General features: G+C 50.1%; 14 protein-coding genes. All 14 read left to right on the top strand.

Annotated elements, in window-relative coordinates:
- Positions 1-951 (top strand): stage II sporulation protein D (gene spoIID, locus QW71_RS21905; protein ID WP_047013913.1); only part of this gene is annotated, 951 nt, incomplete at its 5' end.
- A 61-nt stretch (positions 952-1012) separates the two neighbouring features.
- Complete coding sequence (locus QW71_RS21910) at positions 1013-1753, top strand: M23 family metallopeptidase (protein WP_039303727.1); 741 nt, start codon at positions 1013-1015, stop codon at positions 1751-1753.
- Between the two features lie 226 nt (positions 1754-1979).
- A complete protein-coding gene (gene spoIIID, locus QW71_RS21915) occupies positions 1980-2267 on the top strand; it encodes a sporulation transcriptional regulator SpoIIID (protein ID WP_019915029.1) in 288 nt (95 codons plus the stop codon).
- 128 nt (positions 2268-2395) lie between these two features.
- Positions 2396-3394 carry a rod shape-determining protein gene (locus tag QW71_RS21920; protein ID WP_200905960.1) on the top strand — a complete coding sequence of 333 codons (999 nt, stop codon included), beginning with the start codon at positions 2396-2398 and terminating at the stop codon, positions 3392-3394.
- Positions 3395-3440: 46 nt separating this feature from the next.
- On the top strand, positions 3441-4319 hold the full coding sequence (locus tag QW71_RS21925) for a flagellar hook-basal body protein (protein ID WP_039303734.1): 879 nt from the start codon (positions 3441-3443) through the stop codon (positions 4317-4319).
- A gap of 67 nt (positions 4320-4386) precedes the next feature.
- Positions 4387-5208 carry a flagellar hook-basal body protein gene (locus QW71_RS21930; RefSeq protein ID WP_039303737.1) on the top strand — a complete coding sequence of 274 codons (822 nt, stop codon included), beginning with the start codon at positions 4387-4389 and terminating at the stop codon, positions 5206-5208.
- Positions 5209-5217: 9 nt separating this feature from the next.
- Positions 5218-5448, top strand: a complete 231-nt coding sequence (locus tag QW71_RS21935) for a DNA-directed RNA polymerase subunit beta (RefSeq protein ID WP_039303740.1) — start codon at positions 5218-5220, stop codon at positions 5446-5448.
- Between the two features lie 305 nt (positions 5449-5753).
- Entirely contained in the window at positions 5754-6176 is a 423-nt protein-coding gene (fabZ, locus tag QW71_RS21940) for a 3-hydroxyacyl-ACP dehydratase FabZ (protein WP_039303787.1), read from the top strand.
- A gap of 47 nt (positions 6177-6223) precedes the next feature.
- Positions 6224-7942, top strand: a complete 1719-nt coding sequence (locus QW71_RS21945) for a phospho-sugar mutase (protein WP_039303744.1) — start codon at positions 6224-6226, stop codon at positions 7940-7942.
- Positions 7943-8089: 147 nt separating this feature from the next.
- On the top strand, positions 8090-10129 hold the full coding sequence (locus tag QW71_RS21950) for a DUF5693 family protein (RefSeq protein WP_039303747.1): 2040 nt from the start codon (positions 8090-8092) through the stop codon (positions 10127-10129).
- Positions 10102-11277 (top strand): polysaccharide pyruvyl transferase CsaB, encoded by a 1176-nt coding sequence (gene csaB / locus QW71_RS21955; RefSeq protein ID WP_039303750.1) that lies wholly within the window; start codon positions 10102-10104, stop codon positions 11275-11277. Before QW71_RS21950 ends, csaB begins: the two co-directional genes overlap by 28 nt.
- Positions 11278-11284: 7 nt before the next feature.
- On the top strand, positions 11285-12043 hold the full coding sequence (locus QW71_RS21960; protein WP_039303753.1) for a WecB/TagA/CpsF family glycosyltransferase: 759 nt from the start codon (positions 11285-11287) through the stop codon (positions 12041-12043).
- Between the two features lie 113 nt (positions 12044-12156).
- Complete coding sequence (locus QW71_RS21965; protein WP_039303756.1) at positions 12157-13284, top strand: glycosyltransferase family 4 protein; 1128 nt, start codon at positions 12157-12159, stop codon at positions 13282-13284.
- Positions 13285-13471: 187 nt separating this feature from the next.
- Positions 13472-17146 carry an S-layer homology domain-containing protein gene (locus QW71_RS21970; protein WP_052770130.1) on the top strand — a complete coding sequence of 1225 codons (3675 nt, stop codon included), beginning with the start codon at positions 13472-13474 and terminating at the stop codon, positions 17144-17146.
- Positions 17147-17194 lie beyond the last annotated feature (48 nt).

The following is a 17194-nucleotide window of genomic DNA, read 5'->3' on the forward strand; positions in this document are numbered from 1 at the left end:
GCGCCGGCACCGCCGGGAACGGCTGCTGCGGAAGCGCCGCAGCCGGAGGTCTCCGTCTATTTGTCGCAGAGCGGACAAATCGAGACCCTGCCGCTGGAGGAATACGTCAGCGGCGTGCTGGCGGCGGAGATGCCGGCGGACTTTGAGCTCGAAGCGCTCAAGGCCCAGGCCGTTGCCGCCCGCACATTCATTGCCCGCCGCCTGCTGGCTGGCGACCACAGCGGGGTACCCGTTCCTGAGGCGGATGTGAGCGATACGGTAAGCCATCAGGCTTACATCTCGCAGGCCGTGCTGGAACGGGACTTTGCGTCCGGCAGCAAGCGCGCCGGACTGGCGAAGCTCCGCCGCGCGGTCCTGGAGACGCGCGGGATCATCATGACCTATAAAGGGCAGCCGATCACGGCCTCCTTTTTTGCCTCCAGCGGAGGGTATACGGAGAACTCCGAGGATTACTGGAATGCTGAGGTTCCCTATTTGCGCAGTGTGGCCAGCCCCTGGGAGCAGCGGATTACCCCGAACCTCGCGGTCACCTACACCTTCAGCAATTCGGAGCTCCGCAGCAAGCTGGGGCTTACTGCCAAGGAGCTTCCCGCTGCGGCGAATCTGGCTGCCTCAGGCAAGGCCTTGCAAGTCTCTTCATCTTCGGCCGGATTGCCCGCAGAAGTGATCTCGCTGACAGCAGGACACCGGATCAAGAGGATCTCTATCGGAGGCACTGTGTTCACAGGCCGGGAGGTAAGAGAGAAGCTGGGACTTCGTTCGAGCCAGTTCACCTGGAAGCGGAAGGACGGGAAGGTGCTGATCACAACCTATGGGAACGGCCATGGTGTCGGCATGAGCCAATGGGGGGCGAACGGTATGGCGAAGCAGGGAAATACAGCCACGCAGATTCTCAAACACTATTACAGCGGGGTCTCTTTTACGGGAATCTCAACTCTTCTGAAAAAATAACTTGCAAGATACGTATAAAAGCGAAGCGCCCGGTAACACTGGTTACTGAGGTGATAACCATATGAATGAACAAGACAAAAACAAACCAAACCATGATGAATCTCTCAAAAACAAGCAGGGAGATTCAGGCGCTAAGCCTTCTTCATGGACCAGACTGTTATCCAAACGGTGGGTATTCCCGGCAGTCTACACGGCAGCAGCGGCAATTATACTAACCTTGGTGTGGGTCTATCAGGATGCCGGCCAGAAGCCGCTGAATCCGGACACCGCCGCGGTCGTTTCACAGGAAGGTGTTGCCGGGAATGAAACCGGAGCCCTGACCGGTGATCCGGAAGCCCTGGAAGTCGTAGCTTCAGCAGAAAGCCTGGCTTGGCCGGTAGCGAGCCCAAGTGAAGTCGAAGTGGTCAAACCGTATTATGATGAAAACGGCACAGAAGAAAATCATGTGGCGGCGATGGTGCAGTACAATAACACCTTTATTACCAACACCGGGATCGATATTGCCCGCGAGGACAACAAGACGTTTGATGTAAAGGCAGCTCTCAGCGGTGAAGTCACCAGAGTCGAGGATGTGGCAGTACTCGGTAAAGTGATCGAGGTTACATCTCCGGGTGATCTGAAGACAGTTTACCAGAGTCTCAGCGATACCAAAGTCAAGCAGGGCGATGAAGTGAAGCAGGGCGATACGCTGGCAACAGCGGGACAGAGCGAATTGGAGAAAGGTCTCGGCAACCATGTGCACTTTGAAGTGCACGAGGATGGCAAGATTGTGAATCCTTCGGATCTGCTTCCACAGCGCTGAGCCGAAATTTCCGCAGGGGGCGAAAGCCTCCTGTTTTTTTATTTTTCTACCCGAAATGGACGGCGGGGCCGGTTCTATCTGGAGAATGGAACTGCAAACGGCTCATAAATAGGTTGTCCGAGAAATAAAATGAGCCTTCCGGAGCTTGTCATGTCTTGAAAGCGCGAATATATAGGCCCGCCCCTCATATAATGTACCAAACTATCCACAGTTGGGAGGCGGGAGCGTGCACGATTACATCAAGGAACGTACGATCAAAATCGGACGCTGCATCGTGGAAACCAGGCACACGGTCCGGACCATAGCCAAGGAATTTGGCGTTTCAAAAAGCACAGTGCATAAAGATTTAACCGAACGGCTGCCCGAAATCAATCCGGATCTGGCCGATCAGGTGAAGCACATTCTCGAATATCACAAATCAATCCGTCATCTTCGGGGGGGAGAAGCCACAAAAATCAAATATAAGAAAACGACAGGCAAAAAGCGTGAGGTAGCCGTAGCATCAAAGCCATAAGATTTTCGGAATTTTAAGTAATAATTCAGCTTTATTACATTGTGTACACCCCCTAAAGTATGGTATTTTTAAATTTGGTACTATCTAACTATTCTCATTTAAAATAACACTTTGGGGGCTCTTTCATTATGCTTAGCAAGGATATCGGAATCGATCTCGGCACGGCCAATGTGCTCATTCATGTCAAGGGAAGGGGAGTCGTTCTGGATGAACCTTCCGTGGTCACACTTGAAAGTGATACGAAGAGAGTCCTTGCGGTTGGTGAACAGGCACGCCGGATGGTTGGGCGCACACCTGGAAACATAACTACAATTCGTCCGCTCCGTGATGGTGTCATTGCCGATTTTGCGATTACAGAAATGATGCTGAAATATTTTATCGACCGCGTCGGGGGCCGGACCTGGTATTCAAGGCCCCGTATTTTGATTTGTGCGCCTACGAATATTACGTCCGTTGAACAGAAGTCAATCCGTGAAGCCGCGGAACGCAGCGGAGCCAAGGAAGTTTTCATGGAAGAAGAACCCAAAGCTGCGGCAATCGGAGCAGGGATGGATATTTATCAGCCAAGCGGAAATATGGTCGTCGATATTGGCGGGGGAACAACGGATGTAGCCGTATTGTCCATGGGCGACGTTGTTACCGCCTCTTCGATTAAGGTCGCAGGGGACAAGTTCGACGAAGCCATTTTAAGATATATCAAACAGAAATATAAACTCCTGATCGGTGAACGTACAGCTGAGGATATCAAGGTTACAATCGGGTCCGTCCGCCCGGGCGGCATGCAGGCTGAGCTGGATATACGCGGACGTGATATGGTGAGTGGACTTCCCCAGACACTGACCATTACATCCGGAGAGGTTAAGGAAGCGCTGTGGGATCCGGTTTCCGCTATTGTGGCTGCGGCCAAGTCAGTACTGGAGCGTACACCGCCGGAGCTGTCGGCAGATATTATTGACCGCGGAGTCGTATTGACCGGCGGCGGTGCACTCCTTAACGGATTGGACGAGCTGCTCTCTGAACAGCTGCATGTTCCGGTCTGGGTTGCCGAAGATCCGATGCACTGTGTTGTTAAGGGAACGGGAATTATGCTTGACCATTTAGATAAGGTTGTTAAGAAAAAGTTCTAGTCTGCCGATAATAAATTAACAGCAGATTCAGGAAGGGACTGACCTCATGCTAAGAGGATTATATACGGCGGCTGCAGGAATGGTAACACAGCAGCGCAGACATGATACAGCGACACAGAACATTGCCAATTTGAATACTACGGGGTACAAGCAGGTCGACAGCGTCAGTCATGCATTTCCCGATGTGCTGATCTCGGCGATGAGCGGTGGCGTTACGAAGCCTGTCGGCCGGCTTAACACAGGGGTTTTTGCCGAACAGTCTGTTTCCCAGTATTTGCAGGGCGACCTTATCGAAAGCGGCAAAAACGCAGACTTCGCGCTGTCAACCGATTTGCAGGTAGAGGACCCGGATAATGCAGGCGCTTATCTTGCTTTTGACGGCTCAGGTAAATACATTAGTCCTGACGGCGAGGTAACTTACCGTCCGCAGGCGTTCTTTACAGTACAGGATAATGAGGGTAACAATTTATATACACGTAACGGAAGTTTTACAGTAGGACCTACTGGAGAGGTGCTTAGCTCCGGAGGATTCAGCGTACTGGACAGTAACGGTAATCCGCTGAGATTGACAGGCCCTGAGGATAGCCTTAAAGTGGACGGGCAGGGTAACTTGATTAACAATGCGACCGGACTGCCTTCAGGAACCCGGATCGGGATCAGTGTAATTACAAGACCGCAGGAGCTTGTACGTGACGGGAACGGCGTTTTCCATGCCGATGACGCGGAGGCCGCAGAAATCCGTTACTCCAATGCAACCGATAATTTGCAGGTGCGTCAGGGGTATCTGGAGAACTCTAATGTGGATGCCACTCAGGTAACGGTGGATATGAACGCCGCCTACCGGGCTTATGAAGCGAATCAGAAGGTAATCCAGTTTTATGACAGCAGCCTGCAGAAGGCTGTTAATGATGTCGGCAGAGTATAGACTGCTGGTGCACTAATGAAGTGAACCGGTTTCTTCTTAGTTATTAAGCTTTTGGGAGGTTAGATCTGTGAACAACTCGACAATCGGTGCCGCTGTGTCCATGTCCAGCCTGCAGCAGCGGCTGGATATCATAGCGGATAACATTGCCAATATGAACACAAACGGCTATAAGAGCAAAGAAGGCTCTTTCGAGGACGTGCTCACACGTGTGCAGCAGCAATCTAAGGACTATGACCAGCCTGGCCGCAGTATGCCTCTGGGCTTCAATATCGGCTTTGGGGTCCGTGTGCCTTCGGTTACAAGCAACTGGGAAGAGGGCACTCTTCAGGAAACGGGGAATCCAACGGATCTGGCGCTTCAGGGTAATGGATTGTTCGGAGTTCAGGTCAACGGAGCTACTGCGTATACCCGTCAGGGTGATTTCCATTTCACCCCGGATACCGCGAATCCTGACAATATGATGCTTGTTGATAATACCGGTAACCCTGTGCTGAACACAGACGGGAATCCGCTCACAGTGCCAGCCAATGTGAGTGCTGCTATTGACGAGAGCGGCCGGGTACTTACCAAGACCGGTGAGAATGATCCTGCTATTATAGCGGGCACACTTATGATTGTAGAGCCGCTGAGCAAGAATGCTCTGCGAGCTGTGGACGGCAACTTCTATACGCTTGCTGATGGTGTGACTGCACAGCAGGCGTTTGTGCAAAGAGCCGCAGGTGAAGCGAAGGATGTAGGCGTACGTACCGGGTATCTGGAGTCATCCAACGTGGATCTAAGTAAGGAAATGACCGAGATGATGCAGATTCAGCGCACCTATCAGCTTGCTGCCCGGGCGTTGTCCTCCAGTGACCAGATGCTGGGCCTGGCTAATAACATGCGCGCGTGAGGTGACGGAATGAGTCGTGAGAAGGTCAACAAACCGGAAGAAGAACAACAGCAGCCGGTAAGGCGGCGCGGAATTTCGGCATGGACCATTATCCAGTGGTTCCTGATTCCCCTGCTGCTTATTGCCGCGCTTGGAGGCGGCCTGGTCGTCGGTTACGTGATTCTCGGCAAAAAAGAACTTAGCGATGTGCTCCTGTGGAGCACCTGGAAGCATGTATATGATTTGGTGTTTGCACCATAAATAATCCCTAAATATAGGATTTCGGAAGCTCCCTTGTTGTGCAGGGGAGTTTTCTTTTTTATACTGAAAAATGTATAATGATGGCGTGCCCTAAGAGCGCCAAAAAGGGCCCTCTCCGCCATGCTGCCGCGTGCGGTGGAGAAAGCCCCTTATCTTAACCTCCACTGCTGCAGGTGGTGAAGGATAGTTATAGTTTTTGCCGAAGCTGCCCATATTTATGCAGGGCGGTGAAGAATAAAACAAAAGCGCTGCTGTAGGCGGAGGTTTTATAGACGCGGTTACATCCGAAGGGAGCTTTGCTGATCATGCTGGATATCAATCAAATTCAAGAAATCATCCCCCACCGGCCCCCATTTCTGCTGGTGGACAAAATTACTGAAATAGAAATGGGCAAACGGGCTGTCGGCATCAAAAATGTGACGGTGAATGAACCGTTTTTCACCGGACATTTTCCGGGATATCCGGTAATGCCGGGTGTGCTAATCACGGAAGCGCTGGCTCAGGTGGGCGCAGTAGCTATTCTGGGGCTGGAAGCAAACCGCGGTAAAATCGGCTTCCTGGCCGGCCTCGACGGCTTCCGCTTCCGCGGCCAGGTCGTACCTGGCGATACCCTTGTGCTTGAGGTGGAGATTACCCGGCTTAAAGGCAGCATCGGCAAAGGCCAAGCTACCGCTAAAGTGGAAGGCAAGATTGTAGCTTCCGGGGAAATTATGTTCGCACTCAGCTAGATCCTGTTATAAAATTATAAATTATAGATGGAGAAGGAGAGATTCACATGACTGGACTAAGCCCAAAGGCCGCAGAAACCTTAACACGCTGGCTGCAGGACCCTTCCGTTGACGAGAGCACCAAGGCAGAGCTGAAGGCTCTTGCGGATGAGCCGAAGGAACTGGAAGAACGTTTCTATAGAGACCTCGAATTCGGGACAGGCGGTTTGCGCGGAGTGATCGGCGCCGGCAGCAACCGGATTAACCGATATACCGTAGGCAGAGCGACACAAGGCTTCGCTAATTATATTCTGGGACAGCATACAGGAGAAGGACGTCCTTCCGTGGTCATTGCCCACGATTCCCGCCGCTTTTCGCCGGAATTCACGCTGGAAGCTGCACTTGTGCTGGCCGGCAACGGAATTGAGACGCATCTGTTCCCATCCTTGCGGTCCACACCGCAGCTGTCCTTTGCAGTTCGCCATCTGAAGGCCTCAGGAGGCATTGTGATTACTGCAAGTCATAATCCGCCTGAGTACAACGGGTACAAAGTGTATAACGCAGAGGGCGGACAGCTGGTGCCTGACGAAGCGGAGAAGGTAATTGCCAATATTTTGGAAGTGGACTCCTTTAACGGCGTAAAGCGTATTTCCCGTGAGGCTGCAGAGAGTGCAGGCTTGCTGCACTGGCTGGGTGAAGCTGAGGATGAAGCGTTTACGGATACAGTAGCCGCAGTCAGTGTCGGCCGTGAAGAGATTGCTTCTACGCTTGGCCGTGATTTCTCGATTGTCTACACACCGCTGCATGGGACAGGCAACCTTCCGGTCCGCCGTGTACTTGAGAAGATCGGATTCACCCAGGTACATGTGGTGCCCGAGCAGGAACAGCCGGATTCTGAATTCTCCACGGTGAAATCGCCGAACCCGGAAGAGCGTGAAGCCTTCACCTTGGCTATGAAGCTAGGTGAGGAACTGAATGCCGATCTGTTAATTGGTACAGACCCCGATGCAGACCGTATGGGTGCGGTTGTGCGGGACAATGAAGGCAAGTTTGTGGTCTTGTCCGGTAATCAGTCGGGCGCCCTCATGATTCATTATTATTTGAGCCGCCTGCAGGAGCAAGGCAAGCTGCCAAGCAATGGTGCGGTAGTTAAAACTATTGTGACCAGTGAGATGGGTGCGGCTGTAGCCAGCCATTACGGCGCTACCGTGTTCAACACGCTGACAGGATTCAAATATATCGGCGAGAAGATGAACCAATTCGAGCAGTCCGGCGAATACACTTATCTTTTCGGATATGAAGAGAGCTATGGTTACCTGGCCGGCAACTACGCCCGTGACAAGGATGCTGTCCTGGCTGCAATGCTAATCGCTGAAGCAGGGGCTTACTACAAAGCCCAGGGTAAGACGCTGTATGATGTGCTTCAGGAGCTGTATGCGCAATTCGGCTATTTCCTCGAAAGCCTCGAATCGCGCACCCTTAAAGGTAAAGACGGTGTAGCACAGATTCAGGGAATCATGAATGACTGGCGCACCAGCCCGCCGCATGAAATTGCCGGAGCCTCAGTTACAGAGGTGCTCGACTATTCACTCGGACTGAACGGTCTGCCTAAGGAGAATGTGCTGAAATATCTGCTCTCTGACGGCTCATGGTTCTGCCTGCGTCCTTCCGGCACCGAGCCGAAGATCAAGGTTTATTTTGCAGTCGTTGGCGAATCGCTTCAGAATGCCAAAGACAAAGTGGCTGAATTGACTAATCAGGTTATGGCCCGTGTAGACGGGAAATAATACTAAATATAGAACATGCCTGCGGAAACGGAGCTGCTCCTGGTAGAGGGACATCCGTTTCCGCTTAAATTTGACCACTGTAAGAGTGTTTGAGCTTATTATGACGGATTGGCAATTAGCTTTAAAGTGAAAGAGGAGGTACTTTTGGTGCATCAGAAATGGCAACGCTGGAATATAGCTTCGCGCAAATGGTTGTGGATTATCGTGGTGATTGGCCTGCTTGCTGCTCTCCCGGTTGTGTATGACCGTCTTCAGACGGAGAAGTCTTCCAAAACGGTTGAATTTGTCTTTGATTACCGCGATCTGGTCGAAGTAGCCAGCTACCGGGGGAATCCGCAGGATTATATCTCCGAGCAGCTCGACCGGCTGAAGTCTGCCGGTGTTCAGAGTATGGCAATATACGAAAGCACATTGGAGGATTTCCGCAAGGCCCGCCGCCTGATGCTGTGGGGAGCGGCTGATATCGCTAATCTGACCGATACTGTAATTCCTGAGAATGAGAACTATACATATGTCCTCTTTACCAGTGCGAAGAACAGTGGAACGCTCTCACCGATCATCCGGGATGCATTTGCCGGCTTGGATATTGCTACAGAAGAATGGACCTACCGCGGCCAACAGGGCCTGATTATCAAAACTCCCCTGGAGAATGCGACGCTCAAGCCGCTGCAGCCGGATCCGTCTACACTGGAGATGCTGCATGAGAAAGGCTTCAATATTGTGCCGCGCCTTGTGGATTCGCTGGCGTATAATCAGGAAGCTGTTAAGAATCTGCTGGACCGGTACGCGGAGCTTGGAGTCAAACGTCTGCTTTTCGAAGGCGAGTCTGTCAAAGGCTACTCCGATGATGCCGATCTGGCCAGTATCACTGCATTCGCTGATCTGCTGAAAGAACGCGGGATGGGGATTGCAGCCATTGAGAATATTAAGGTACAGCAAAAAGGCTTCTCCAAACTGGCCTATCTGCTGGACTATAACGTGACGCGGCTATACTCGCTCAGTGAGGCTGATTCCGGCCTGTCCACAGAAGTGATTGCCGACCGCTTTGCACTTGCTACGAAAGACCGTAACATCCGGATGATCTATCTTAATACGATTCCGTCACGGGATACATCCAAGGCACAGGTTACCGATACGCTCGACAATCTGGTTACCAGCCTTAGCGGGCCTGATGGTGCGGTTGCAAAAATTGAAGCTAACGGTTTTGAAATGGGACAAGCTACCGCGTTTGATGTGGTGGATTCCTCTTTCCAGCGTTATTTCAAATTAATTGCTGTAATCGGGGCTGTAGCCATGGTTGCACTCCTGGTTTCCTACTTTGTTCCTTGGCTTACACTGCCTGCATGGGTGCTGGGGCTGCTGGGCAGTGCAGGACTCATGGTTCTGAAGCCGGCGTTATTTGAACAAGCACTTGCACTTGCAGTGGCTATAAGTGCGCCTACCGTGGCTATGGTGCTGGCTATCCGCAAAATTAATGAAATGGGACCGCCGTTGCGTCCCAATGCCTTGACCTTTGCTGTGATGGGTCCGCGCCGCAGGCTGACACATAGTCTGGTTCTTTACGTCAAAACAGCGCTGATCTCGTTTAGTGCAGTACCCTTTGTAATTGCGCTCTTGAATAATGTCACCTATGCCCTGGTGCTCAATCAGTTCCGCGGCGTAAGTCTGCTTCATCTAGCACCGATTGGGCTGACTGCGCTGTATGTGCTTTTGTACCGTGGGGAGTTTGCCTTCAACAAGACCGGTAAGCTGCTGCGGACGCCGATCACACTCGCCATGGTCATTGCCGCCGGCATTCTGGGTATCGTAGGAATGTATTATTTGAGCCGGACCGGCAATAGCGGAAGTGTAAGTGCACCGGAGAAAATCCTCCGAACCTTCCTGGAGAACACAGTCGGTGTAAGACCGCGTAACAAAGAGTTCCTGCTGGCACATCCGCTCTTTATCCTTGGCGCATTTATGGCCTATAAATACCGGAATGCAGCATTTATTATGGTCATTGCGGTTATCGGCCAGTTGTCCATGGTAGATACCTTTGCCCATATTCATTCGCCGGTTCTGATCTCGCTGGTCCGCGGACTTTTGGGTCTGGGACTCGGTCTTATCATCGGCATTATCGCTATAGGGGTATGGCAGATCGCGGAAGGGTGTTGGAAACGATGGTCGCCTCTGCTCAAAAAATTATAATCTCGGGTTATTACGGATTCCGCAACAGCGGAGACGAGGCGGTTCTGCAGTCCATTCTGAACGCACTCCGTAAGCAGTCCGAGGCCGCTGGAATAACACTGACGCCGGTGGTGCTCTCCATTGATCCGGAATGGACAACCGCTACTTACGGCGTCGAATCCGTGCACCGGATGAAGCTGGGGGAAGTCCGGAAGGCAATATCAGAGAGTGCCGGGCTAATAAGCGGCGGGGGCAGTCTGCTACAGGATGTAACAAGCAGCAAGACTATTCCGTACTATCTGGCCATCATTAAGCTGGCCCAGTGGATGGGCAAGCCAACCTTTATCTATGCCCAGGGAGTCGGCCCGGTGAACCGCAAGCTGTTTCATCCGCTGATCAAATCGATTTTCCGTAAATGTGCTTATGTATCCGTGCGGGACGAGCAGTCCCGCCTGCTGCTGCAGTCTATGGGTCTGGATACGGGCAAGATAGATGTGGTCCCTGATCCGGTTATGGGCCTGACGCTCCCGGAAGATGCAAGTACAGAAACACATGAGCCGAGTAGCGATAATGCTCATGTCCATGATTCAGATAACTCTAATCTGCAGACAGCGCCTTATACCGTGGGCATCTCCGTCCGTTTCTGGGAGCAGTCGCGCAAAGAGCTGGATGCATTGGCTCAAGGCCTGGTGAAGGCATCAGCAGAGCTGCCGCTTCACTTACGTTTTCTGCCTTTTCATCATTCTGCGGACAATGAGGCTTCACATTATGTCATGCAGAAGCTGGGACAAGGTGTAGAGGAGCATGGGGGAACCGTCAGTATTTGCGAGGATGCGCTCCATCCGCAGAAGATGCTGCGTGAAGTAGGACAGTGTCAGGCGCTGATTGGCATGCGGCTCCACAGCCTGATCTATGCTGCCGGAAGACGGGTTCCGCTGATGGGAGTCTCCTATGATCCGAAGATCGACCATTTCCTTAAACGGATTGGGTGCCAGCCGGTAGGTTCGACAGCTGCGCTGGAAGGTGATATGGTTGCAGCGGGACTTCTGGAGCTGTTGAAATCGGGAGAGGCATGGAAGCGTGAGCGTGAACCGCTGATTGCTTCACTGGTTGAAGAAGCCGAGGCTCCGGCCCGGCAAATTGCCCAATATTTCCGCCGTAAAGGATGAGTGACAAGTGAAAGCAGATAGCGCGATACCAACAGTGCCAATTTTCGGCATTCGAGTATCCAAAGTTGATATGAAGACAACGGTTTCTTATTTGACGGAGGCGGTTCATAATCGTGTCCCCCACCAAGTCATTACCGCTAACCCGATCATGGTCATGGCGGCACTTGAGAATCCGTCGTATATGGAGATTATGAAATCAGCGGAGCTTGTAGTTCCCGACGGGACTGGTGTAGTGTGGGCAGCGGATTACTGCAAAGAGCCAGTTGCTGAGCGTGTAGCGGGTTTTGATCTTTTACATGAATTATTGCGCCAGGGTGAAAGCTACAATTGGAGAGTATATTTGCTTGGCTCAACCCCCGAGGTGATTCGCGAGACGACTTCTAGGTTACAAACTGGATATCCCGGCATTGTCATCGCAGGCTATCATGACGGGTTCTTTGGTCCGGATGAGGATGAGCAGATTCTCGCCGGAATTCTCGAAGCTAAGCCTGACCTGCTCTTCGTTGCCAGAGGGGCAGACAGCCAGGAGCCATGGATTGCTAAATATAAGTCCCGTCTCCAGATTCCGGTCATGATGGGCGTCGGCGGGAGCTTTGATGTAATCTCCGGCAAGAGCCGCCGTGCCCCCAAAGCCTTCCAGAAATTGAGGGCAGAATGGTTATACCGGCTAATTAAGGAACCTACACGTTACAAAAGAATGCTTGCGCTGCCGAAATTTGCAGTAAAAGTGGTACGAGAGAAAGATAAAGTGACAAAAGACCAGTAATTTGAGGATATTTACTGAAAAAATCCGTGTAACAGCCTAAAAACGGTATTGGAATTTGTTTTTGGTTCAGCGTATAATTCAATGCGGTAGAGAAATGGGGGTCGACTGAACAAATGTTAATCATATACATCGCCGGATTTATTGTGTGCATGGGACTTGCACTGCTTTTGACGCCGCTCGTTAAGAAATTTGCTATTAAGATCGGTGCGACAGATGTGCCTAATGCCCGTAAAGTGCATACGAAGATCATGCCCCGCCTTGGCGGACTCGGCATATTTCTGGCGTTTGTGTTAGGCCTGCTTGCCGTATTACCGATTATTCCGTATGACTTCACTCCGCGGGAGGCTAACTTCATCAAAGCGCTGCTCTGTGGCGGCGGTCTGATTGTGCTGATCGGCGGTCTCGATGACCGGTTTGAGCTATCAGCCAAGGTGAAGCTGCTGGGCCAAATTGCCGCAGCCTGCATCGTAGTTTTCGGTTTTGGAATTACTGTTGATTTCGTAAACATTCCTTTTCATAATAGCTATTCCTCACTGGAGAGCTGGATTGCCATCCCTCTGACGATCTTCTGGATTGTCGGCGTCACAAACGCCGTGAATCTGATCGACGGACTGGACGGGCTTGCAGCCGGTGTATCCGGTATTGCGATTGCCACAATTGCCGTAATGGCCTTCCTGATGGGCAATACGATGGTTGCCCTGCTGTGCTTACTGCTTCTGGGCAGCATACTGGGTTTTCTGTTCTTCAACTTCCATCCCGCCAAAATCTTCATGGGTGATACAGGCTCGCTGTTCCTGGGCTTCTGCCTGGCGCTGCTCGCGCTGCTCGGATTCAAACAGATTGCAGTGGTATCGTTTATCACACCACTCCTGATTATCGGGGTTCCTTTATCGGATACGTTCTTTGCCATCGTACGGCGCAAGCTGCAGAAGAAGCCGATCTTTGCACCGGACAAAGGCCACCTCCATCACTGTCTGCGTGAACTTGGCTTCAGCCACCGCCAGACCGTATTGATTATTTATGGCATCGCCGCCTTCTTCGGAATTCTGGCTGTCATCCAGACATCCGCTTCGCTGTATGAAGCCAACTGGGTTACGTTCGTGGTTATCTGCGTCATGCTCTTCTTCCTGCAGATTGGTGCAGAGATCACTGGTGTGATCAGCAAAACCAAACGCCCGGTTATTGATCTATTCCTAAGAATGCGCATGAAGCTGGATCCTGAGCGCAGTTCTAAATCGTAATTCTTCATTTGTCATTCATACCATTTTAATTGCAGTGATCATCGAACCTTATTCCTCTGGAGTAAGGTTTTTTATTTTTTTGCTAATTATTAGTCAATTGCTGTCCGATAAAAATTATAGAGTTGGTTAAGACGCGGAATGCTGCACAGGCCGACAATAAACCAAAAAGCAGTAGGAGGTTTCTTACGTGAAAAAAAGATTAAAGACGATAGGCGGCATGTTTTTATCGATGGTGATCCTGCTATCCACTCTTTCATCAGCAGGTGCTGTTTACGCAGCGGATGCCGCAACGGGCCAATATTTTCAGTTCACCAAATTCAGTACGACCCAAGCTTCTCCAACCGCGGTGAATACAAGCACAGTTGACGTAGAGGGGACATTCAATGGGGTTTCTGCGGATAGCATTTACTATCAGGTAGATGGAATTGTTAACGGGAGCATAGTTCCGGGAGCGAGCGGTGCCGACGTTAAGCCGATCATTGAGAACGAGAAAAACTTCCGTTTTCCAGGCGTTAAGCTAAGCCAGGGCCTTAACCGGATTACAGTTTACGGTACAACGGCTACGGGAAGCTTGGCCAGCGGTGAAGCCTATGTTAACTTTTCAAACGTACCTGCCATTTATAATATAGCTTTGCCGGATGGTACGTTGTTGAGTGCTGATACACCTACAATGGTCAATACAGCCGGACTGACCTTGACGCTGGAAGCGCCAAATGCCACTGAGGTTATGGTCAACAACACCAAGATGTTTAATGGCGGCAGCAGTACCTTCGTTATTGCAGATATTCCGCTGACAGCCGGCCTTAACAAGCTTACATTTGTTGCGACTACAGATTCGGGTACGCGTACTTATGCGGTGACACGAGAAGTAGTGTATTCGCCTATTGATAAGGGGACTCCGAATAAAACGAAGATTGGAACTTACAATTTAGATGATGGAAATATTGTGTCTGCGACAGGCGGGGCTACTCAGATCAGTGGTAAACTTACGGGCTCGATTACATTTAGAGTGTCTGAGGATACTGCAGAGCCTGATCTATCGGGATTGAAATTTACTGTTCGTAACACAACTACAAGCAGTGATGTGGTTGCTGGTGGAGCGACTACTATTGATGCAACTTCGGTCAAGTCCGGAGAATTCATTACTTTCAAGTATACAAGTATTAACGATGTTACAATTTCTACTAATGGTAATTATACAGTCGTTTTTAGTACTGATAATGGCACCTATGATGGCAAGAGCATTAATCCTTTGAATTTTACCTACCGGAATGCAAATGATCCTTCCATTACAGGTGTAGAACAACTGTATAGTCCTGTAGCGAGCGGCTCTACGAATGTAACTGTCAGCTATTCTTCATCCGGTGTATTCACCGGTAATTCCAATTTGTTCGAGCTTCCACTATGGTTAATGGTAAAGACCAGTGAGACAGCAACTGCTCCGGGTAATCTGGAGATTAGTTCGTATCAGAATGGAGCCAAGGTCTCTTCGGATCGGTTTGTTATCGAGGGATCCTCGATGAAAACTAAGGACGGCTATAGAGTGTTTAAGATCACCGGCCTGCCTACAGGCGAGCAAACCTTACAGATTGATTTAAAAAAGAACGGTTCTGCTGACATTATTGATACGAAGGTGCTTTCGGTTAATTACGTATCGGCTCCATTTATAGATGTAACCAACATTTATAATAACCAGGTATTCAAACATAGTGGTGAATTCACATCAATTAATGGACGGTTAGTGAACTTCCCGGACATAGACAAGTCCTCCGTTAAAATCACCATCAACGGAACAACGGTTGTCCCGACGATTGATGCGCTAACTCACGTATTTAATTATGCTATTACCACTGCTTCCGGTATTTCCCTAGTATCCGGGCCTAATAAAATTACAATAGCAGGTGTAGCAAATGGTGTTCCGGTCTCAACTAACCTTACTGTATATCTGTTCCCGGATAATGCTCCGAAAATTGATGGAGTTGTCCCTTATCCTGTCGGTAAGACGGCGGATCCGGATGGAGTGTTTATCAAAAATTCAAATCTAAATTACACAACTAACGAGTCTGCTGCAGATATTCACTTTGTCGCAAGCAACGCTACTCAGGTTGTAATTATGAAAGACGGGAAACAATACGCTGTAGTTGACTATAATACTGATAATTCCGGAGGCAAAACAGTAGGATGGAAAACAGAATCCAGTTATGTTATCCCACCAACCAGTGAAAATGGTGAATTCATAATTAAAAATCAGGAGCTGCCCACAACCGGCTTGCAGACCTTTGTGATTTCGGCGAGACTGGGAACAGCTGCTATTACTCAAACGCTGTTAATCACCCGTGAGGTTCCTCCTTACAGCATTCTTTCGCCTAAGCTTCCTAATGAAAGCATCATTAAGCAAAACTTCGTTGATGTAAGTATTCAGGCAGAAGGAGCTACGAGCATTGTTATTGGTAAGGAAGCAATGATCAAAGGGGCTAAGGATATCTTCCGCCTAGAGCTGAAGGGTCTGAAAAAAGGGAAAAACACAATCAAATTCACAGTGACAACAGGCACGACAAAAACGAACGGAACCTTTGATGTAACGTATTCAGATGAAGTGCTGCAAGGGGCGCAGCTAAAAACAACTCTTAGCTCTTCTGGCAAGCTCACAGCATTCCAGAATGCAGTTAGCCTTGTTTTTCCGAAAGGAACGATGCTGCGGGATGCTACACCAACGCCAGGGACAACGAATACACGGCAGATCAACCTGTTTAACGATCAATACATCCTGGTTGGTATTGCTGATAAGCAGGACGGACGTACCGTGAAACAATACAACCCGGTTGGTGAATTCGATGGAACAGGATACCAGGACGGCAAGCTGGCCGAAGTTCCTGCCAGCAGCTTGGCTGCTGCTTATATGACGCCAAAGCTTCATTACGGATATGCTTCAAATCTGTATTGGATTGACCCGGGATACTTTGTTTCAGCAACTTCGATTAATGATTATTCAACGGTAGTTGCCTCACATCCGTATAAGAAAGGCAATGAATCCTTCCTGGGGCATATGGGCAGATGGATGGAGCCTACCCAGCAGGGGAAGATTACGCTGAAATACGACTCGAACATTGTTAATGCTGCAACTTCTAATATCTCTGTATGGAAGAATGTTGACGGCACCTGGTACAACATGGGCGGAGTAGTTAATACAGGCAGCAAGACGATCACTGCTACTTTTGACGGTTTCGGGTACTACACAGTAATGAGTCTGCGCTACAGCTACGATGACATCGTATCCCATACGTATGCACGCAGCGAATTGGAGACTATTCTTTCCAGAGGGATTATGAACGCAAAGGATGCTAATGAGTTTGGTGTGTATGAGAATGTTACCCGTGGTGAGTTTGCTACCATGCTTGTCAAAATAATGGGTATACAGCTTGATTACGAGCCAAACAATCTAACCTTCTCGGATGTAGTTAAGTATAGTGACTATCACTGGGATTACCGGTATATCGAGACAGCCGTACGCAAAGGGATTATACGTGGGACAGCACCGAGAATCTTCTCGCCTAACCGTACGTTGTCCAGAGAGGATGCAGCGGTGATGATCGCCAGAGCGATGAGCCTTAAGCTGGGTAGCAATGCTACTGACCTGGCAGCCTTACAGAAGCTCTTTACAGACACGGGTTCAATTGGATCAGTTTACTCTGCACCTTCCATCCTTGCGGCCTACAAGGCTGGTGTGATATCAGGAATTGAGAATAAGCTGGTAGCGGGACAAAAGAAGGCGACTTACCGGTTTGATCCTCAGGCTAACTTTACAAGAGCGGATGCGGCTGTCATGGCACAACGCATCATGGCCAAAATGAAGAGATTGTAGTAAAACACCTCTATATATGAAGCGAAGAAAGCCTCTGACTCCCTGTTT

Origin of the sequence: Paenibacillus sp. IHB B 3415 (assembly GCF_000802655.2) — a bacterium.
Taxonomy (GTDB): domain Bacteria; phylum Bacillota; class Bacilli; order Paenibacillales; family Paenibacillaceae; genus Paenibacillus_AQ; species Paenibacillus_AQ phytohabitans.